Source organism: Pseudomonas sp. NFACC43, from assembly GCF_900119645.1.
Taxonomy (GTDB): domain Bacteria; phylum Pseudomonadota; class Gammaproteobacteria; order Pseudomonadales; family Pseudomonadaceae; genus Aquipseudomonas.
The window spans coordinates 290,513-310,785 of record NZ_FPKK01000004.1 but is presented as its reverse complement, the minus strand read 5'-3'; the positions used below and the strand labels follow the sequence as shown (position 1 = coordinate 310,785).

At 63.2% G+C, this 20,273-nt stretch carries 16 protein-coding genes; 10 read left to right on the top strand and 6 right to left on the bottom strand.

Annotated elements, in window-relative coordinates; genetic code table 11:
* Window positions 1-78: 78 nt before the first annotated feature.
* From BT179_RS10120 to BT179_RS10105, 4 genes are all read left to right on the top strand, one after another.
* The gene (locus tag BT179_RS10120; protein ID WP_072430751.1) at window positions 79-1,524 is read left to right on the top strand and encodes an aldehyde dehydrogenase family protein; all 1,446 of its coding nucleotides are present in this window, start codon (window positions 79-81) and stop codon (window positions 1,522-1,524) included.
* A gap of 84 nt (window positions 1,525-1,608) precedes the next feature.
* On the top strand, window positions 1,609-2,979 hold the full coding sequence (locus BT179_RS10115) for an MFS transporter (protein ID WP_072430752.1): 1,371 nt from the start codon (window positions 1,609-1,611) through the stop codon (window positions 2,977-2,979).
* Window positions 2,980-2,992: 13 nt separating this feature from the next.
* Window positions 2,993-4,546 (top strand): galactarate dehydratase, encoded by a 1,554-nt coding sequence (gene garD, locus BT179_RS10110; RefSeq protein ID WP_072430753.1) that lies wholly within the window; start codon window positions 2,993-2,995, stop codon window positions 4,544-4,546.
* A gap of 258 nt (window positions 4,547-4,804) precedes the next feature.
* On the top strand, window positions 4,805-5,746 hold the full coding sequence (locus BT179_RS10105; RefSeq protein WP_072430754.1) for an AEC family transporter: 942 nt from the start codon (window positions 4,805-4,807) through the stop codon (window positions 5,744-5,746).
* Between the two features lie 135 nt (window positions 5,747-5,881).
* Here the strand turns inward: BT179_RS10105 and BT179_RS10100 are convergent, their stop codons facing one another.
* From BT179_RS10100 to gatC, 6 genes are all read right to left on the bottom strand, one after another.
* Window positions 5,882-6,262 (bottom strand): carboxymuconolactone decarboxylase family protein, encoded by a 381-nt coding sequence (locus tag BT179_RS10100; RefSeq protein ID WP_072430755.1) that lies wholly within the window; start codon window positions 6,260-6,262, stop codon window positions 5,882-5,884.
* Window positions 6,259-7,320 carry a calcium/sodium antiporter gene (locus BT179_RS10095; protein WP_072430850.1) on the bottom strand — a complete coding sequence of 354 codons (1,062 nt, stop codon included), beginning with the start codon at window positions 7,318-7,320 and terminating at the stop codon, window positions 6,259-6,261. Before BT179_RS10095 ends, BT179_RS10100 begins: the two co-directional genes overlap by 4 nt.
* Window positions 7,321-7,369: 49 nt before the next feature.
* Complete coding sequence (locus BT179_RS10090) at window positions 7,370-7,747, bottom strand: septal ring lytic transglycosylase RlpA family protein (protein ID WP_072388427.1); 378 nt, start codon at window positions 7,745-7,747, stop codon at window positions 7,370-7,372.
* A gap of 149 nt (window positions 7,748-7,896) precedes the next feature.
* Window positions 7,897-9,342 carry an Asp-tRNA(Asn)/Glu-tRNA(Gln) amidotransferase subunit GatB gene (gene gatB, locus BT179_RS10085; protein WP_072388425.1) on the bottom strand — a complete coding sequence of 482 codons (1,446 nt, stop codon included), beginning with the start codon at window positions 9,340-9,342 and terminating at the stop codon, window positions 7,897-7,899.
* 10 nt (window positions 9,343-9,352) lie between these two features.
* The gene (gene gatA / locus BT179_RS10080) at window positions 9,353-10,804 is read right to left on the bottom strand and encodes an Asp-tRNA(Asn)/Glu-tRNA(Gln) amidotransferase subunit GatA (RefSeq protein ID WP_072388423.1); all 1,452 of its coding nucleotides are present in this window, start codon (window positions 10,802-10,804) and stop codon (window positions 9,353-9,355) included.
* Window positions 10,805-10,820: 16 nt separating this feature from the next.
* Window positions 10,821-11,108, bottom strand: coding sequence for an Asp-tRNA(Asn)/Glu-tRNA(Gln) amidotransferase subunit GatC (gene gatC, locus BT179_RS10075; RefSeq protein WP_072388421.1), 288 nt, complete (start codon window positions 11,106-11,108; stop codon window positions 10,821-10,823).
* A gap of 371 nt (window positions 11,109-11,479) precedes the next feature.
* On the opposite strand from gatC, the gene mreB reads away from it, so the two are divergent.
* From mreB to BT179_RS10045, 6 genes are all read left to right on the top strand, one after another.
* Entirely contained in the window at window positions 11,480-12,517 is a 1,038-nt protein-coding gene (gene mreB / locus BT179_RS10070; RefSeq protein WP_002555108.1) for a rod shape-determining protein MreB, read from the top strand.
* Window positions 12,518-12,657: 140 nt separating this feature from the next.
* Window positions 12,658-13,746 carry a rod shape-determining protein MreC gene (mreC, locus tag BT179_RS10065; protein ID WP_072430756.1) on the top strand — a complete coding sequence of 363 codons (1,089 nt, stop codon included), beginning with the start codon at window positions 12,658-12,660 and terminating at the stop codon, window positions 13,744-13,746.
* The gene (gene mreD / locus BT179_RS10060) at window positions 13,743-14,231 is read left to right on the top strand and encodes a rod shape-determining protein MreD (RefSeq protein ID WP_072388417.1); all 489 of its coding nucleotides are present in this window, start codon (window positions 13,743-13,745) and stop codon (window positions 14,229-14,231) included. The genes mreC and mreD overlap by 4 nt, the downstream gene beginning before the upstream one ends.
* A gap of 32 nt (window positions 14,232-14,263) precedes the next feature.
* The gene (locus BT179_RS10055; protein WP_072430757.1) at window positions 14,264-14,860 is read left to right on the top strand and encodes a Maf family protein; all 597 of its coding nucleotides are present in this window, start codon (window positions 14,264-14,266) and stop codon (window positions 14,858-14,860) included.
* Between the two features lie 56 nt (window positions 14,861-14,916).
* Window positions 14,917-16,374: a ribonuclease G gene (gene rng, locus BT179_RS10050; RefSeq protein WP_072388413.1), complete on the top strand. Its 1,458-nt coding sequence runs from the start codon at window positions 14,917-14,919 to the stop codon at window positions 16,372-16,374.
* 61 nt (window positions 16,375-16,435) lie between these two features.
* Window positions 16,436-20,239 carry a YhdP family protein gene (locus BT179_RS10045; protein WP_072430758.1) on the top strand — a complete coding sequence of 1,268 codons (3,804 nt, stop codon included), beginning with the start codon at window positions 16,436-16,438 and terminating at the stop codon, window positions 20,237-20,239.
* Window positions 20,240-20,273: the final 34 nt, after the last annotated feature.

Genomic DNA, 20,273 nt, shown 5'->3' with positions numbered 1-20,273 from the left:
AGCGTTCCCATGCCCGGCGTGGGAGTGCAGCCAGGGACGCTCTGCGTTCCCAGACAGCTTTGTAAGAGGAGTAGCTACGTGGCAGATTCAAAGCGTTTCGATCACTACATCAACGGTCAGTGGGTAGCCGGTGCCGACTATTGCGCCAACATCAACCCGTCCGACCTGTCCGATGTCATCGGTGAATACGCCAAGGCTGACGCCGCCCAAGTCAACGCCGCCATCGACGCGGCACGCGCCGCATTCCCGGCCTGGTCGACTTCGGGTATCCAGGCGCGTCACGATGCGCTGGACAAGGTCGGCACCGAGATCCTCGCCCGCCGTGAGGAACTCGGCCAATTGCTGGCCCGGGAGGAGGGCAAGACCCTGCCCGAAGCCATCGGCGAGGTGACTCGCGCCGGCAATATCTTCAAATTCTTCGCCGGTGAATGCCTGCGCCTGTCCGGCGATTACCTGCCGTCGGTGCGTCCGGGCGTCAACGTCGAAGTCACCCGTGAGGCCCTCGGTGTGGTCGGCCTGATCACCCCGTGGAACTTCCCGATCGCGATTCCGGCCTGGAAAATCGCCCCCGCCCTGGCCTACGGCAACTGCGTGGTGATCAAGCCCGCCGAACTGGTGCCAGGATGTGCCTGGGCCCTGGCCGAAATCATTTCCCGCGCCGGCTTCCCTGCCGGTGTGTTCAACCTGGTGATGGGCAGCGGTCGCGTAGTCGGCGACGTCCTGGTCAACAGCCCGAAAGTCGATGGCATCAGCTTCACCGGTTCCGTGGGCGTAGGTCGGCAGATCGCGGTCAACTGTGTATCGCGCCAGGCCAAGGTGCAGTTGGAAATGGGCGGCAAGAACCCGCAGATCATCCTCGACGATGCCGACCTCAAGCAGGCTGTCGAACTGGCGGTGCAGAGCGCGTTCTACTCCACCGGCCAGCGTTGCACCGCCTCGAGCCGCCTGATCGTCACCGCCGGCATCCACGACAAGTTCGTCGCGGCCATGGCCGAGCGCATGCAGTCGATCAAGGTTGGCCATGCGTTGAAGGCCGGCACCGATATCGGCCCGGTGGTTTCCGAAGCCCAGCTCAGCCAGGACCTGAAATACATCGACATCGGCCAGAGCGAAGGTGCGCGGCTGGTCAGCGGCGGCGGCCTGGTAACCTGCGACACCGAAGGTTATTTCCTGGCGCCGACGCTGTTTGCCGACAGCGAGGCCTCGATGCGCATCAGCCGTGAAGAAATCTTTGGCCCGGTGGCCAACGTTGTGCGTGTGGCGGATTACGAGGCGGCGCTGGCCATGGCCAATGACACCGAGTTCGGCCTATCGGCGGGTATCGCCACCACGTCGTTGAAATACGCCAATCACTTCAAGCGCCATTCCCAGGCGGGCATGGTGATGGTCAACCTGCCAACCGCCGGCGTGGATTACCACGTGCCGTTCGGCGGGCGCAAAGGGTCGTCCTATGGTTCGCGCGAGCAGGGTCGCTATGCGCAAGAGTTCTACACCGTGGTGAAAACTTCATACATCGGTTCCTGACTGCAACACCGTCCGGGCTGGTCTTCCAGCCCGGACGTACAATCTGCTGACCCGCATAAAAATAAATAGTGGGAGTACCTCTAGATGCAAGCGACCAAGCCGACACACGTCCGCTATTTGATCCTGCTCATGCTGTTCCTGGTGACGACGATCAACTATGCCGACCGTGCCACCATCGCCATTGCAGGCTCCAGCCTGCAGAAAGACCTCGGCATCGATGCCGTCACCCTCGGTTATATCTTCTCCGCTTTCGGCTGGGCCTACGTGGCCGGGCAGATCCCCGGCGGCTGGCTGCTCGACCGGTTCGGGTCGAAGAAAGTCTATGCCCTGAGCATCTTCACCTGGTCGCTGTTCACCGTGCTGCAAGGCTACGTCGGTGAATTCGGCCTCTCCACCGCCGTGGTCGCCCTGTTCATGCTGCGCTTCCTGGTAGGACTGGCCGAAGCCCCATCGTTCCCGGGGAACGCGCGCATTGTCGCGGCCTGGTTCCCTACCGCCGAGCGCGGTACGGCATCGGCGATCTTCAACTCGGCCCAATACTTCGCCACCGTACTGTTCGCGCCGCTGATGGGCTGGATCGTCTATCGCTTCGGCTGGCAGCACGTGTTCATCGTGATGGGCCTGATTGGCATCGTGTTCTCGCTGATCTGGCTGAAAGTGATCTACAGCCCGCGCCAGCACCCGATGATCAACGAAGCCGAGTTCAATCACATCGCATCCAATGGGGCGATGGTCGACATGGACCAGGACCAGGACAAGGGCAAGGACAAGAAAACCGAAGGCCCGAAGTGGGACTACATCCGCCAACTGCTGACCAACCGCATGATGCTTGGCGTGTACCTGGGCCAGTACTGCATCAACGGCATCACCTACTTCTTCCTCACCTGGTTCCCGGTGTACCTGGTTCAAGAGCGTGGCATGACCATCCTCAAGGCCGGTTTCATCGCCTCCTTGCCGGCCATCTGCGGTTTCATCGGTGGTGTGCTGGGTGGGGTGATTTCCGATTACCTGCTGCGCAAGGGGCACTCGCTGACCTTCGCCCGCAAGACGCCGATCATCGCCGGCCTGCTGGTGTCCAGCAGCATCGTGGCGTGCAACTACGTGGACATCGAATGGATGGTGGTGGGGTTCATGGCGCTGGCCTTCTTCGGCAAAGGCGTCGGCGCGCTGGGCTGGGCCGTAGTGTCCGACACATCGCCCAAGCAGATTGCCGGCTTGAGCGGTGGCCTGTTCAATACCTTCGGTAACCTGGCATCGATCACCACGCCGATCGTCATCGGCTACATCATCAGCTCCACCGGTTCGTTCAAGTGGGCGCTGGTGTTCGTGGGTTGCAACGCGCTGATGGCAGTCTTCAGCTACCTGGTCATCGTCGGGCCGATCAAGCGCGTGGTGCTCAAGGAGCCTGCTGCCAAGGATGCCGGCCTTTCCAGTCTGTCCGAAGCCAAATCCTGAAGGAGCCGTGTCGATGCAACTGATTGAACATGCCGACTCGCCTCGTTACATCCGCCTGCATGAGCGGGACAACGTGGTAATCGTCGTCAACGACCAGGGCGTACCGGCCGGGACCGAGTTCCCGGACGGCCTGGTTACCGTGGACTTCGTGCCCCAGAGCCACAAGGTCACCCTGGAGGACATCCCCGAGGGTGGCGAGGTGATCCGCTACGGCCAGGTGATTGGCTATGCGCTGCAACCGATCCCCCGTGGCAGCTGGGTCAAGGAAGACCAGCTGCGCATGCCCACCGCGCCGCCGCTGGACAGCCTGCCGCTGTCCACCGACGTGCCGGCGGCCGATGCGCCACTGCAAGGCTATACCTTCGAGGGTTATCGCAACGCCGACGGTACCGTCGGCACGCGCAACATCCTGGGCATCACCACCACCGTGCAGTGCGTGACCGGGGTGCTGGACCATGCGGTCAAGCGCATCAAGGATGAGCTGCTGCCCAAGTACCCGAACGTCGATGACGTGGTGGCGCTGACCCACAGCTACGGCTGTGGCGTGGCGATCACCGCCACCGACGCTTACATCCCGATTCGTACCGTGCGCAACCTGGCACGCAACCCGAACCTGGGGGGAGAAGCGCTGGTGATCAGCCTGGGCTGCGAGAAATTGCAGGCCGGGCAGGTGATGCACGAGAACGACACTTCGGTGGACTTGAGCGAGCCGTGGTTGTATCGCCTGCAGGATTCCAGCCACGGCTTCACCGAAATGATCGAGCAGATCATGGAACTGGCCGAGACCCGCCTGAAAAAACTCGACCAGCGCCGTCGCGAGACCGTGCCGGCTTCGGAGCTGATCCTGGGAATGCAGTGCGGCGGCAGCGATGCGTTTTCCGGCATCACCGCCAACCCCGCGCTGGGCTATGCCTCGGACCTGCTGCTGCGTGCTGGGGCGACGGTGATGTTTTCCGAAGTCACCGAAGTGCGCGATGCGATCTACCTGCTGACCTCCCGGGCGCAGACCCGGGAAGTTGCTCAAGAGCTGGTGCGGGAAATGGACTGGTACGACCGTTACCTGGCCAAGGGCGAGGCCGACCGCAGTGCCAACACCACGCCGGGGAACAAGAAGGGCGGGTTGTCGAACATCGTCGAGAAATCCCTGGGGTCGATCGTCAAGTCCGGCAGCAGTGCGATCAACGGCGTGCTCGGCCCGGGCGAGCGCTTCAAGCAAAAGGGCCTGATCTTCTGTGCCACACCGGCCAGTGATTTTGTCTGTGGTACCTTGCAACTGGCGGCGGGGATGAACCTGCATGTGTTCACCACCGGCCGGGGCACGCCATACGGCTTGGCCATGGCCCCCGTGGTGAAGGTCTCGACCCGCACCGAACTGGCCCAGCGCTGGCCGGACCTGATCGACATCGATGCCGGACGGATCGCCACCGGCCGGGCCTCCATCGAAGAGCTGGGGTGGGAGCTGTTCCACTACTACCTGGACGTGGCCAGCGGCAAGAAGCAGACCTGGGCCGAGCGGCACAAGCTGTACAACGACATTACCTTGTTCAACCCGGCGCCGATTACCTGATGATTTGGTGATCGCCGCAGACCCGGTGTGGGAGCGAGCTTGCTCGCGATGGCGGTGGCACATTCGATATTTGTGCAAGCTGAAACACCGCTATCGCGAGCAAGCTCGCGCCCACAGGGGATTTGTGGCGAATGCAGGTTCTGTATTCACCCAAAAACAGGGAAGCGAGCCTGCTCGCGATAGCGCTTCACCAGACGCCAACGTCGTTAGTGGCTTATCATTAGCCTCCTAACGACACCCCTCTCAAGGTCCCCCGGCATGCTGGCAATTTTCCTCGAAACCCTGAACGTCACCGCGCCGGTGTTCGCCATGCTGTTTCTGGGGGTGTTGCTCAAGCGCATCGACTGGATCAACGACAATTTCATCCACATCGCCTCGTCCCTGGTATTCAACGTCACCATGCCGGCGCTGTTGTTTCTCGGCATCCTGCACGCGGATCTGCATGCAGCGCTGCAGCCGGATCTGTTGATCTACTTTTGCATCGCGACCCTGTTGAGTTTCGCGATGGCCTGGGGCTGGGCGATCTGGCGTTGCCCGCGGGAAGATCGCGGCATCTACACCCAGGGTGCATTTCGCGGCAACAACGGTGTCATCGGCCTGGCGCTGGCGGCGAGCATGTACGGCGACTACGGGATTTCCCTGGGCGCGATCCTCGCGGCGCTGGTGATCCTGTTCTACAACACCCTGTCGACCATCGTGCTGGCGGTCTACAGCCCGGTGATCAAGTCCGATCCGTGGAGCATCTGCAAGAGCGTGATCAGCAATCCGCTGATCATCAGCGTGATCGTCGCCGCGCCGTTCGCCTATTGGCAGATCGGCGTGCCGAACTGGTTCGAGACCTCGGCCAAATACCTGTCGCAAATGACCTTGCCCCTGGCGCTGATTTGCATCGGCGGCACGCTATCGCTGGCGGCCCTGCGCAAGAGCGGCAAGATGGCCCTGAGTTCGAGCCTGGTGAAGATGGTCGGCCTACCGCTGGTGACCACCCTCGGGGCCTGGCTCTGGGGCTTTCGCGGCGCGGAACTGGGGATCCTGTTCCTGTACTTCGGCAGCCCCACCGCGGCCGCCAGCTTCGTCATGGCCCGGGCCGCCGACGGCAACCATGAACTGGCGGCGGCAATCATCGTCATCACCACTTTGATGGCAGCGATTACCACCAACCTGGGGATCTTTGTGTTGCAGTGGGGGGGGTGGATCTAGCCTTGGGCTTGCGGTGCTCTTGAGGTCCAATCGCGAGCAAGCTCGTTCCCACAGTTGACCGGCGCTGAACACAAAATGTGTGTACGCCACGAACCTCCTGTGGGGGCGAGCTTGCTCGCGATAGCGATCTGACGGTCACTCCGGTTTTTGATAACTATCGATCACTTCCTGCGCCGCCCGAAACGCATCGATCGCCGCCGGCACGCCGGCGTACACCGCGCAATGCAGCAATGCCTCGCGAATCTCTTGCACCGTACAGCCGTTGTTCAGCGCGCCGCGAACATGCCCCTTGAGTTCCTGCGGGCACTTGAGAGCGGTGAGGGCGGCGAGGGTGATCAGGCTGCGGGTTTTCAGCGGCAGGCCTTCGCGGCTCCAGACGCTGCCCCAGGCATGTTCGTTGACGAAGTCTTGCAGCGGCTGGGTGAATTCGGTGGCATTGCCCAGGGCGCGGTCGACGAATGCGTCGCCCATCACCTGGCGTCGCATGTCCAGGCCAGTCTTTGGAGTGTCGGTCATGGCAAATCCCTCTTGTGGTGTTGGCGGCGCCAGGCGCGCACGGAGGTGTAGAGCAAAAAGGCGAGCAGCGCCGGCAGGACATGGAACAGCATCAAGCGTTCCAGCTGGCCGGCCAGGGGCATGCCGGTAGTGAACGACACCACGTGCAGCCCATAGGCCAGATACAGGCCCAGGAACAACAGGCCTTCGGCGCGGGTGACGCGGTAGCCGGAATAGAACACCGGCAGGCACAGCACTGCCACGCCGAGCATCACTGGCAGGTCGAAGTCCAGGGCGTTGGGGGAGACCGAAAGCGGCGAGGGCGCGACGAGGGCCGTCACCCCCAGGACCCCCAGCAGGTTGAACAGGTTGCTGCCGATCACGTTGCCCACGGCGATGTCCCGCTGGCCCCGCAGGGCGGCGATCAGCGAAGTGGCGAGCTCCGGCAACGAGGTGCTGACGGCCACGATGGTCAGGCCGATGATGCGTTCCGACAGCCCGAGATCGGTGGCCACTTCCACCGCCGCGCCCAGTAGCAGGTGCCCGGCGAAGATCAACATGGCCAGCCCCAGCACGATCATCGACAGGCTCTTGAACCAGGACGCCGGGGTCACATCGACCGCCACCGCATGGGGGCGCCCCGAATGCCGTGACTGGCGCAACAGCAGGCCGAGATAGATCGCCAGGGCCGCCAGCAGCAGGACGCCGTCCAGCTGCGTCAGTGTCTCGTTCCACGCCAGCACGAAGACCAGCAGGCTGGCGCCGATCATCAATGGAATATCCAGGCGCACCAACTGGCGCGAGACGCGCAGCGGAATGATCAGCGCCGACAGCCCGAGGGTAACGAGAATATTGAAGATGCCGCTGCCGATCACGCTGCCCACGGCGATATCGGCGTTCTGCGCCAGGGTCGCCTGCAGGCTGACGGCCATCTGCGGCGCGCTGCTGCCGAAGGCGACGACCGTCAGGCCGATGATCAGTGGACGCACTTGCAGGCGTGCCGCCAGGCCGACGGCGGCTCGCACCAGCAGCTCGGCGCCGGTGATCAGCAACAGCAAGCCACCGGACAGTTCGAGCAGGCTGAGCAGGGGCAGGGCAGTCAGTAGGGAAATGGCCAGGCTCCGTCTATCAATCGTCGAGGGCTTGCACACGCACCCGTGCGGTACCGCTGCGCAGCATGCCCAGTTGCTCGGCCGCTGCGCGGGATACGTCGATCAGGCGCCCGCGGGAATACGGACCACGGTCGTTGATACGCACCACGACGCTGTCGTTGTTACCCAGGTTGGTGATTTTCACCCGTGTGCCGAACGGCAACTGGCGATGGGCGGCGGTCAGGCCATGCTGGTCGAAACGCTCGCCGCTGGCGGTGCGTTTGCCATGGTGGCGAGCACCGTAATAAGAGGCAACGCCGGTCTGGTCGTAGCCGTGTGGATCGACCGTCCCGCTCTGGCTGGCACAGCCGGCCAGCAGGGACAGCAGCGCGCAGGCGCCGAGGAGACGCTTCATGTAGGGTTTTCCAGATCCAGATGTGGGAGCAAGCTGGCTCGCGATAGCGGCATCACATTCAACATCGGTGTTGACTGTCATGCCGCTATCGCGCGCCAGCTCGCTCCCACAGGGAATTGAGCCAGACAGCAAGACTGGCTCCATGTCCATCAGCCCTCGAGCTTGCTTTTCAGCAGTTCGTTGACCTGTTGCGGGTTGGCCTTGCCCTTGGAGGCTTTCATGGCCTGGCCGACGAAGAAGCCGAACATCTTGGCGCGCTTGGCTTCGTCCGCCGCACGGTACTGTTCGACCTGCTCGGCATTGGCCGCGAGCATTTCATCGAGCACGGCAGAGATGGCGCCGGTATCGGTGACCTGCTTCAAGCCGCGCTTCTCGATGATCTCGTCGGCGCTGCCTTCACCATTGGCCATGGCTTCGAAGACCATCTTGGCGATCTTGCCGGAAATGGTGTTGTCCTTGATCCGCAGCAGCATGCCGCCCAGTTGCTCGGCCGAGACCGGCGACTCGTCGATCTCCAGCCCCTGCTTGTTCAACAGGCTGCCCAGTTCGACCATCACCCAGTTGGCCGCCAGCTTGGCGTCGCCACCGATGCTCACGACTTTCTCGAAGTAGTCGGCCTGCTCGCGGCTGCTGGCCAGGACATTGGCGTCATAGCTCGACAACCCGAACTGCGCCTGGAAGCGCTCGCGCTTCTGGGGTGGCAGTTCCGGCAGGGTGGCGCGCACGTCGTTGAGGAACGAGTCCTCAATGACCACCGGCAACAGGTCCGGGTCGGGGAAGTAACGGTAGTCGTTGGCTTCCTCTTTGCTGCGCATCGGACGGGTCTCGTCCTTGTTCGGATCGTACAGGCGGGTCTGCTGGATGACCTTGCCGCCGTCCTCGATCAGTTCGATCTGGCGTTGGATCTCGCTGTTGATCGCCTTCTCGATGAAGCGGAACGAGTTGACGTTCTTGATCTCGCAGCGCGTGCCGAACTCGACCTGGCCCTTGGGGCGGACCGACACGTTGCAGTCGCAGCGCAACGAGCCTTCGGCCATGTTGCCGTCGCAGATGCCCAGGTAGCGTACCAGTGCATGGATCGCCTTGACGTAGGCCACGGCTTCCTTGGCGCTGCGCATGTCCGGCTCGGAAACGATTTCCAGCAGCGGGGTGCCGGCACGGTTCAGGTCGATGCCGGAAGCGCCGTTGAATTCCTCGTGCAGGCTCTTGCCGGCGTCTTCTTCCAGGTGGGCACGGGTGATGCCGACGCGCTTGACCGTGCCGTCTTCCAGGGCGATATCCAGGTGGCCCTTGCCGACAATCGGCAGCTCCATCTGGCTGATCTGGTAGCCCTTGGGCAGGTCCGGGTAGAAGTAGTTCTTGCGGGCAAACACGTTGTGCTGGCCGATCTCGGCGTCAATGGCCAGGCCGAACATCACCGCCATGCGCACCGCTTCAGCGTTGAGCACCGGCAGTACGCCGGGCATGCCCAGGTCGACCAGGCTGGCCTGGGTGTTGGGCTCGGAGCCGAACGTGGTGGCGCTACCGGAAAAGATTTTCGATCGGGTGGCGAGCTGGGTATGAATCTCCAGCCCGATCACGACTTCCCATTGCATGTGTTTCTCCTCAGAAGCCGGTTGGGGTGCGGGTGTGCCAGTCGGTATTGAGCTGGTACTGGTGCGCCACATTGAGCAGGCGACCTTCCTGGAAATACGGCGCGAGCAGTTGCACGCCCACCGGCAGGCCATCGACGAAGCCGGCCGGCATGGACAGGCCCGGCAAACCGGCGAGGTTGGCAGTGATGGTGTAGACGTCTTCCAGGTACGCGGCGACCGGGTCGCTGTTCTTGGCGCCGAGTTTCCAGGCCGGGTTCGGCGTGGTCGGGCCGAGGATGACGTCGACTTCGTCGAAGGCGGCCATGAAGTCGTTTTTCACCAGGCGGCGGATTTTCTGCGCCTTGAGGTAGTAGGCGTCGTAGTAGCCAGCGGACAGCGCGTAGGTGCCGACCATGATCCGGCGCTGCACTTCGGCGCCGAAGCCTTCGCCACGGGAGCGCTTGTACAGGTCCACCAGGTTCTGCGGGTTCTCGCAGCGGTAGCCGAAACGCACGCCGTCGAAGCGCGACAGGTTCGAGGAGGCTTCCGCCGGGGCGATGACATAGTAGGCAGGAATGGCGTGCTGCATGTTCGGCAGGCTGATTTGCTTGACCACCGCGCCGAGCTTTTCCAGTTCCTTGATGCTGTTGTGGATCAGCTCGGCGATGCGCGGGTCGAGGCCGGCGCCGAAGTATTCCTTCGGCACGCCGATGCGCAGGCCTTGCAGCGAGCCGTTGAGGCTGGCGCTGTAGTCGGGCACTGGCTCATCGATGCTGGTGGAATCGTTCGGGTCGAAGCCGGCCATGCCTTGCAGCAGGATCGCGCAGTCTTCGGCGGTACGGGCCAGCGGGCCGCCCTGGTCGAGGCTGGAAGCGTAGGCGATCATGCCCCAGCGCGAAACCCGGCCGTAGGTGGGCTTGAGGCCGGTGAGGTTGGTGAAGGCCGCAGGTTGGCGAATCGAGCCGCCGGTGTCGGTGGCGGTGGCGGCCGGCAGCAGGCGCGCGGCCACGGCGGCGGCGGAACCACCGGATGAACCGCCCGGCACGTGTTCCAGGTTCCACGGGTTCTTCACGGCGCCGTAGTGGCTCGACTCGTTGGCCGAGCCCATGGCGAATTCGTCCATGTTGGTCTTGCCCAGGGTCACGGCCCCGGCGGCGGCCAGCTTCGCGACCACGGTGGCGTCATAGGGCGCCTTGAAGTTGTCCAGCATCTTCGAGCCGCAGCTGGTGCGGATGCCCTGGGTGCAGAACAGGTCCTTGTGGGCAATCGGCGCGCCGAGCAGGGCACCGCTTTCACCGTTGGCGCGACGGGCATCGGCGGCCTTGGCCTGGCTCAAGGCCAATTCTTCGGTAAGGCTGATGAAGCTGTTGATCTGTGGGTCGAGCTGGGCGATACGCGCCAGCAGGGCCTTGGTCAGCTCTTCGGAGGAAAACTTTTTATCGGCGAGTCCGCGGGCGATCTCGGCCAGTGTCATGTGATGCATGAGAGGCTCTTTCCCTTTAGTCGATGACTTTCGGAACCAGGTACAGGCCGTTTTCGACCGCTGGTGCGATGGACTGATAGGCCTCGCGGTTATCGGATTCGGTCACGACGTCGGCGCGCAGGCGCTGGCTGGCTTCCAGTGGATGGGCCAGGGGTTCGATACCGTCGGTATCGACGGCCTGCATCTCGTCGACCAGCCCCAGAATGCTGTTCAGGGCGGAAGTGATGTGTGGAAGATCGGCTTCATTGAGGCCCAGGCAGGCCAGATGAGCGATTTTTTCCACGTCGGAGCGTTCAAGCGCCATGGGTTTCTCCAGTGGAAAACAAAACGGACGCAGTCTGTCCGTGTGTTAGATTGTCGGAACACTACCGCATTTCTACGGTCCAGTGCCCTGTATCACGAATTCTGTCCCTTTTCTGACGGCGTCTGTTGCCATCATGCTGCGTTGCCGCTTCTCGCCTTGGCGGGCGATGACTCTTCGCGGCGTCTTGCCTGCCGACAATAGCCGCTCGTCAAAAAGGAACGTATCTGCAAAACAGGGCACTGGCCGCGATCGTGGGGTTTGGTGCATAGAAAAGCGGCCAATTTAACATATTGGCGCCTTGCCCAAAATCCCTGTCGTTGTTAGAGTTTGCCGCACTTTTTTACCCACGCGTTGCCTAGGGTCCCTTTCCCATGTTCAAGAAACTGCGTGGCATGTTTTCCAGCGATCTCTCCATCGACCTGGGCACTGCCAACACCCTTATTTACGTGCGCGAGCGCGGTATCGTCCTGAATGAACCCTCGGTCGTGGCTATCCGCACCCACGGCAACCAGAAGAGTGTCGTGGCTGTCGGTACGGAAGCCAAGCGCATGCTGGGCCGTACACCGGGCAACATCGCAGCCATTCGTCCCATGAAAGACGGCGTGATCGCCGATTTCAGCGTCTGCGAAAAGATGCTGCAGTATTTCATCAACAAGGTTCACGAAAACAGTTTTCTGCAGCCCAGCCCTCGTGTGCTGATCTGCGTTCCATGCAAGTCTACCCAGGTAGAGCGTCGGGCCATCCGTGAGTCGGCCCTCGGCGCCGGTGCCCGCGAAGTGTTCCTGATCGAAGAACCGATGGCCGCGGCCATCGGTGCCGGCCTGCCGGTGGAAGAGGCCCGTGGTTCGATGGTCGTCGACATCGGCGGCGGTACCACCGAAATCGCGTTGATCTCCCTCAACGGGGTGGTCTACGCCGAATCCGTGCGTGTGGGCGGCGACCGTTTCGACGAAGCGATCATCACCTACGTGCGTCGCAACTACGGCAGCCTGATCGGTGAGTCCACCGCCGAGCGCATCAAGCAGGAAATCGGTACGGCCTACCCGGGCGGCGAAGTTCGCGAAGTCGACGTTCGTGGCCGTAACCTGGCCGAAGGCGTTCCACGGGCCTTCACCCTGAACTCCAACGAAGTTCTGGAAGCGCTGCAGGAATCCCTGGCCACTATCGTTCAGGCCGTCAAGAGCGCCCTGGAGCAGTCGCCGCCGGAACTGGCGTCGGACATCGCCGAGCGCGGCCTGGTGCTGACCGGTGGTGGTGCGCTGCTGCGTGACCTCGACAAGCTGCTGGCCCAGGAAACAGGCCTGCCGGTGATCGTGGCCGAAGACCCGCTGACTTGCGTTGCCCGCGGCGGTGGCCGTGCCTTGGAGATGATGGACAAGCACACCATGGACCTGCTCTCCAGCGAATAATCGCCGGATTGCGTTACATGGGGGCGCGCACAGGCAGCACTTTGCAGTGCTGCCTGTTGGCGTTTATCTTCTGTCATTCGTATCCAGGCCGGTTCGATACCGTATGAATAAAGAGAACGTTTGCCTGGGAGGAGCGGCTTATTAAACCGCTTTTTGCCAAAGGCCCCTCGCTGGGTGTGCGCCTGCTGGTGCTGGCCGTGCTATCGGTCGCGCTGATGGTGGTCGATGCCCGCTTCACGCTGCTCAAGCCCGTGCGCAGCCAGATGTCCCTGGTCCTGATGGAGTCGTACTGGATCACCGACCTGCCGCAACGGTTGTGGCAAGGTGTGGCCAGCCAGTTCGGCAGCCGCACCGAGCTGGTCGCCGAAAACGAGAAACTCAAGACTGAAAACCTGCTGCTGCAGGGGCGCATGCAAAAGCTGGCAGCCCTCACCGAGCAGAACGTGCGGCTGCGCGAGTTGCTCAATTCTTCCGCGTTGGTCAACGAAAAGGTCGAAGTGGCCGAGTTGATCGGCATGGACCCCAACCCCTTCACCCATCGCATCATCATCAACAAGGGTGAGCGCGACGGCGTGGTCCTTGGCCAGCCGGTGCTCGACGCCCGTGGCCTGATGGGCCAGGTGGTGGAGTTGATGCCCTACACATCCCGTGTACTGCTGCTGACCGACACCACCCACAGCATTCCCGTGCAGGTCAACCGCAACGGCTTGCGGGCGATTGCCAGCGGCACCGGCAACCCCGAGCGACTGGAGTTGCGGCACGTGGCTGATACCGCCGATATCAAGGAAGGCGACCTGCTGGTCAGCTCCGGCCTCGGCCAGCGGTTCCCGGCCGGTTATCCGGTGGCGACGGTCAAGGAAGTCATCCATGACTCCGGCCAGCCATTCGCCATCGTTCGTGCGGTACCGACGGCCGCGCTGAACCGCAGTCGCTACCTGCTGCTGGTGTTCAGCGACAACCGTACGCCGGAAGAGCGCGCCAACGACGCTGCCGTGGCCCAGGAAGCCCAGGACCGGCAGGGTGGTGACGCCGCGACTCCTGGCGGCGCGACCCCGGCCGCGACGCCGAGCCCATCGACACCCGCACCAGCCGCGCCTGCCTCGCCAACCCCACCGGCCGCTGCACCCGCGGCCACACCGGCCAGGCCTGCCGCCCATGCGCCGGCGCCCCGTCCCGCGACCAAGCCACCTGCCGCCACGCCGGCCACCAGGGGAGCACGAGAAGAATGAGCAGTACTCAATCCGGTAACGGCTGGATGGTCTGGCTGACCTTTGCCCTCGGCCTGTTGCTCAGCGTTTCGCCCTTGCCGCAGTTCATGGAAATCCTGCGCCCGCTGTGGCTGGCGCTGCTGCTGGCCTTCTGGGCCCTGGCGCTGCCGCACAAGGTGGGCATGGTCACCGCCTGGTGCCTGGGGCTGGCCGAGGATGTGCTCTACGGCACGCTGCTGGGCCAGAACGCGCTGATCCTCACCCTGATCACCTTTCTGGTGCTGTCGTTGCAGCAACGCCTGCGGATGTTCCCGATGTGGCAGCAAAGCCTGGTGATCCTGGTGATCTTCGGCCTGGCGCAACTGGTGCAACTATGGCTCAGCGCCCTGACCGGCAATCGCCAGCCGACCCTGGCGCTGGTATTGCCCGCCCTGGTCAGTGCGTTGCTCTGGCCATGGATCAGCTTCGGTTTGCGCGGCCTGCGCCTGCGTTTCAAAATCAACTGATTCGTTCGGGCATTTGAGAGGAAAGTGTCTTGATGAAATCGCTTTACCTCGCCTCCGGCTCACCGCGCCGACGTGAACTGCTCACGCAGATCGGCGTGACTTTTACCGCTATCGCAGCGGATATCGACGAAACTCCCCAGGACAACGAAAGCCCATCGGCCTATGTCGAACGCCTTGCGCGCGGCAAGGCCGAGGCCGGGCGGCGGGCCATGCCCGTCGGCGATGACGGCTGTGTGCTGGGAGCCGATACCGCCGTGGTACTGGATGGGCGGATCCTCGGCAAACCGCTGGATCAGGCGGATTCCCTGGCCATGCTGATGGCCTTGTCCGGTCGCGACCACCAGGTGTTGACGGCCATCGCCGTGCTGGACGGGCAGCGCTGCGAGTCTCGTGTCGTCGGCAGTCGGGTGCGTTTTCGCACGATCACTGAACGGGAGGCCCTTGCCTATTGGGCCAGCGGTGAACCCCGGGACAAGGCCGGCAGCTATGGTATCCAGGGGCTGGGAGCGGTGTTCGTCGCCGGGCTCGAGGGCAGCTATTCGGCGGTGGTCGGCCTGCCGCTGTGCGAAACCGCAGAACTGTTGGGCCATTTCGGCATACCCTGTTGGCAAACCTTCAATGCGCGTTGAGCGCCGTCCGACCTGATGCGGCCATTATCGTGAACATGCCTGAACGAGACCCTGCCATGAGTGAAGAGATCCTGATCAACATCACGCCGATGGAATCGCGCGTGGCGGTGGTTGAAAACGGTGTGTTGCAAGAGGTTCATGTCGAGCGTACGCAGAAGCGCGGCATTGTCGGCAATATCTACAAGGGCAAGGTGGTGCGGGTGTTGCCGGGCATGCAGGCGGCATTCGTCGATATCGGCCTGGACCGCGCGGCGTTCATCCATGCCTCGGAAATCTCCATGCGCGAGGGGCCGGCGGTGGAAAGCATCGGCGCCCTGGTCCATGAAGGCCAGAGCCTGGTGGTGCAGGTCACCAAGGACCCCATCGGCTCCAAGGGCGCGCGCCTGACCACGCAACTGTCCATTCCGTCGCGCTACCTGGTGTACATGCCGCGTACCGCCCACGTCGGGATTTCCCTGAAGATCGAGGACGAAGCCGAGCGCGAGCGCCTCAAGCAGGTGGTCAGCGACTGTGTGGAAAAAGAAGGCATCAAGGAGACCGGCGGCTTTATCCTGCGCACCGCCGCCGAAGGGGCCGGGGCCGATGAGATCCTCATGGATATCCGCTACCTGCGCAGGCTCTGGGACCAGATTGCCGCCCAGATCAAGACCATCGCCACTCCCAGCGTGATCTACGAGGATCTGGGCCTGGCACTGCGGACCCTGCGGGACCTGGTCAGCCCCAAGATCGAGAAAATCCGCATCGATTCCCGGGAAACCTTCCAGAAGACCACTCAGTTCGTGGCCGAGCTGATGCCGGAAATCGCCGACCGTCTCGAGCATTACCCCGGCGAGCGGCCGATATTCGACCTGTACGGCGTCGAGGACGAGATCCAGAAAGCCCTCGAGCGCAAGGTGCCGCTCAAGTCCGGCGGGTACCTGGTGGTGGACCCGGCCGAAGCCATGAGCACCATCGACGTCAATACCGGTGCCTTCGTCGGCCACCGCAACCTCGAAGAAACCATCTTCAAGACCAACCTCGAGGCGGCCACGGCCATTGCCCGGCAATTGCGCCTGCGCAACCTGGGCGGGATCATCATCATCGACTTCATCGACATGGAAGACGAAGAGCATCAGCGCCAGGTGTTGAGGACGCTGGAGAAACAACTCGAGCGCGATCACGCCAAGACCAACATCATCGGTATCACCGAGCTGGGCCTGGTGCAGATGACCCGCAAGCGCACTCGTGAAAGCCTCGAGCAAGTGCTGTGCGAACCATGCAGCAGCTGCCAGGGACGGGGCAAGCTCAAGACCCCGGAAACCGTGTGTTACGAAATCTTCCGGGAAATTCTCCGGGAAGCGCGCGCCTACCAGGCCACCGGCTATAGAGTGTTGGCTAACCAGAAAGTGGTGGACCGCCTGCTCGACGAGGAATCGGGTAATGTCGCGGAGTTGGAGGCCTTTATCGGGCGAACGATTCGCTTCCAGGTCGAAACCATGTATTCCCAGGAACAATACGACGTTGTGCTGCTCTGACGTGGCTCCTGAAACAGCGATCTCGCTGATTTGAACACCATTGCCAGGGGAGTCTGCTGACATGGAGCGTTTGATACGCATTTTGGCCACGCTGACCCGTTGGGGGCTGGGTCTGTGCGCGCTGCTGTTGGTACTGCTGGCATTGTATGTCAGCCTTGGCCGGGAGCTGGCGCCCCTGGTGGCGGAGTATCGCGCAGAGGTCGAGACCCGGGCCGGCGATGCTTTGGGCATGCCCGTGCACATTGGCAGCCTGGAGGGTGGCTGGAGCGCATTGGCGCCGATCCTGTCGGCCCACGACGTGACGGTGGGAGACGGCGCCAATGCCCTGCACCTGGACCAGGTGCGGGCCGTACCCGACTTGTGGGGCAGCCTGCTGGCGCGTCAGGTGCGCATCGCTCATCTGGAGCTTGGCGGCCTGAAAGTCAGCCTCAAGGAAGGCGCGGACGGCCAGTGGGCCCTGGAAGGCCTGCCGGTGAAGGACGACCAGCCCCTGGATCCGCAGCAGTTGCTGGAGCGCATGCAGATGATCTCCAGGCTTTCGATCCTCGACAGCCAGGTCACCTTGCAACCCCTGGAACAATCGCCGCTGACCCTGACCTATGTCGGCCTGAGCCTGAAGACCGGGGCCACCCGTCAGCGCCTGGATGCCCGCCTGACCCTGCCCGACGGCCAACCGGTGGCGCTCAACCTGCGCACCCGCATCCGAGCCAGCGATTGGAAGAACGGTCAGGCCGAAGCCTACCTGAGCCTGCCCCAGAGTGACTGGTCGAAATGGCTGCCCAAAGGCCTGACCCGACAATGGCATTTCTCCCAGATCAAGGCGGGCGGTGAACTCTGGTTGAGCTGGGGCGCGGGGACGCTGCAAAGTGCGGCCGTACGCTTGAATGCGCCGCAGCTCACGGGGGCCTATGCCGAGCGCAAGCCGGTGCAGGTCCGCAACCTGGCGCTCGATGGGTATTTCCAGCGTGGCGCGGACGGTTTTACCGCGACGTTCGACTCCCTGGCGATGAGCCTGGGGGAAACCCGCTGGGAGTCGCGCCTGCAATTGCAACAGAGTGCCGCCACCGAGAAGGCCGAAGAACTCTGGCACCTGCAGGCCGACCGCCTCGACCTGACCCCGCTCACGCCCCTGCTCCATTCCCTGGCACCGTTGCCCGAAGGCGTCGCGACGGCGATCGACCGGCTCAAGGTGACCGGCGCCTTGCGCAACGTGCTGCTGGACTACCGTCCACAGAACGCTGGCGACCGCAAGGTCAGCTTCGCCACCAACCTGGATACCGTCGGGTTCGATGCCTATCGCGGCGCACCGGCGGCGCGCAACGTCTCGGGCAGCCTCAGTGGCGACCTCGGTGGCGGTGAGCTGCGCATGGACAGCAAGGATTTCGTCCTGCACCTGGACCCGATCTTCGCCAAGCCGTGGCAGTACCTGCAGGCCAACGCACGGTTGACCTGGAAACTGGACAAGCAAAGCTTCACCCTGATCGCGCCCTACCTGAAGGTACTGGGAGAAGAGGGCAGGATCGCCGGCGATTTCCTGATTCGCCTGCACCTGGACCACAGCCAGGAAGACTACATGGACCTGCGAGTGGGCCTGGTGGATGGCGACGGTCGCTACACCGCCAAGTATCTGCCGGCGGTCCTGAGCCCGGCCCTGGACGAGTGGCTGCGTACGGCCATCGTCAAAGGGGCGGTAGACCAGGGTTTTTTCCAGTACCAAGGCTCGCTTAACCACGGTGCCGGAGACGCGGCCCGCAGCATCAGCCTGTTTTTCAAGGTTCATGACGCCGAACTGGCGTTCCAGCCGGGCTGGCCTTCGGTCAGCAAGGTCAGTGGCGACGTCTTCGTCGAGGACAGCGGCGTGCGCATCTATGCCAGCCAGGGCCAGTTGCTGGACACGCAGGTCAAGGACGTCACGGTGGAAATTCCCCATGCCCCGAGCGGGCAACCTTCGCATCTGCTGTTGGACGGCGGGTTCGCTGGCGGCCTGGGAGACGGTCTGAAAATCCTCCAGACGGCACCGATCGGCACCGCCGAGACGTTCGCCGGATGGGAAGGCGAGGGGAGCCTGCAAGGCAATGTGAAGCTGGACATTCCCCTGGTCAAGGGCGAGCAGCCCAAGATTCTCGTGGACTTCAATACCGACAAGGCCCGGCTCAAGCTCAGCGAGCCGGCGCTGGAGTTGACCCAGCTCAAAGGCGACTTGCGCTTCGACAGCAGCAAGGGGCTGAGCGGCAAGAACATTTCCGCCCAGGCATTCGACCGGCCCGTGACGGCGCAGATCTTTGCCGAAGGCCGTGCCGGTGCGCTCAATACCCGGATAACGGCGTCCGGACGGGTGGAGACCAAGAAGCTCACCGACTGGCTGGGCGTCACCCAGGCGTTGCCCGTATCCGGGGTGATTCCGTATCAGTTGCAAGTCATCCTGGACGGCGCCGACAGCCAGTTGTCGGTCAACTCCAATCTCAAGGGCGTGGCCGTGAACCTGCCCGCGCCTTTTGGCCTGGCAGCCGATGTCGGCCGTGACACGGTGTTTCGCATGACGCTGCAAGGCGCGGAGCGACGCTATTGGGTGGACTACGGCGATGTGGCCAATTTCACCTATGCGGCACCGAGCGGCAAGGTGGCCGAAGGGCGTGGCGAGCTGCTGCTGGGGGATGGCGATGCCGTGTTGCCGGGCGCCAAGGGCATACGGCTGCGAGGCTCGCTGCCTGAGCTGGACGTGGAGCCCTGGCAGGAACTGGTGAACAAATACGCAGGTCACGACCCGGGCGGCAGCGCCAGGCAACTGCTCAGCGGCGCCGACCTGAAGGTGGGCAAGCTCACGGCCATGGGCACGACCCTGGACCAGGTGGCGCTGCAGCTCGACCGCAAGCCGGACGCCTGGGCCTTGCGCCTCGACAGCCAGCAGGCCAAGGGCAATGTCAGCCTGCCGGACGCCAAGGCCGCGCCCATCGGCATCAAGCTGGATTATGTCCGCCTGCCGGCTGCGGACCCGACGGTACAGGCCGACGAAAATGCCCCAGACCCGTTGGCATCGGTCGATCCCACCCGGATCCCGGCCATGGATATCGCCATCGGCCAATTGTTCCAGGGCACTGACCTGATCGGCGCGTGGTCTCTGAAAGTACGGCCGACTGCCAAGGGCATCGCGCTGAGCAACCTGGACATGGGGCTCAAGGGCATGGTCTTGAACGGCAGCGGCGGTTGGGAAGGTGCGCCAGGCGCCACCAGCAGTTGGTACAAGGGACGCATCAGCGGCAAGAACCTGGCCGACGTGCTCAAGGGTTGGGGCTTCGCCCCCAGCGTGACCAGCCAGGAATTCCGCCTGGATGTCGATGGCCGTTGGCCCGGCTCGCCGGCGTGGGTCGCCACCAAGCGCTTTTCCGGCAGCCTCGATGCCTCGCTGAGCAAGGGCCAGTTCGTCGAGATCGAAGGCAGCGCCCAGGCGCTGAGGGTATTCGGTTTGCTGAACTTCAACTCCATCGGCCGACGGCTGCGCCTGGATTTCTCCGATCTGTTCGGCAAGGGCCTGAGCTATGACCGGGTCAAGGGGCTGCTGGTGGCCAGCGATGGTGTCTACGTGACCCGTGAACCCATTACGCTGACGGGGCCGTCGAGCAACCTGGAACTCAACGGAACGCTGGACATGGTGGGCGACCGGGTCGACGCCAAGCTGCTGGTGACGCTGCCGGTGACCAATAACCTGCCGATTGCCGCGCTGATTGTCGGCGCACCGGCGGTGGGAGGCGCATTGTTTCTGATCGATAAACTGATCGGCGACCGCGTGGCGCGGTTCGCCAGCGTAAGATACGACGTCAAAGGGCCTTGGAAGGAGCCGAAGATCACCTTCGACAAGCCGTTCTGATGGACGATGGGATAACTCCCGTGGGAGCGAGCTT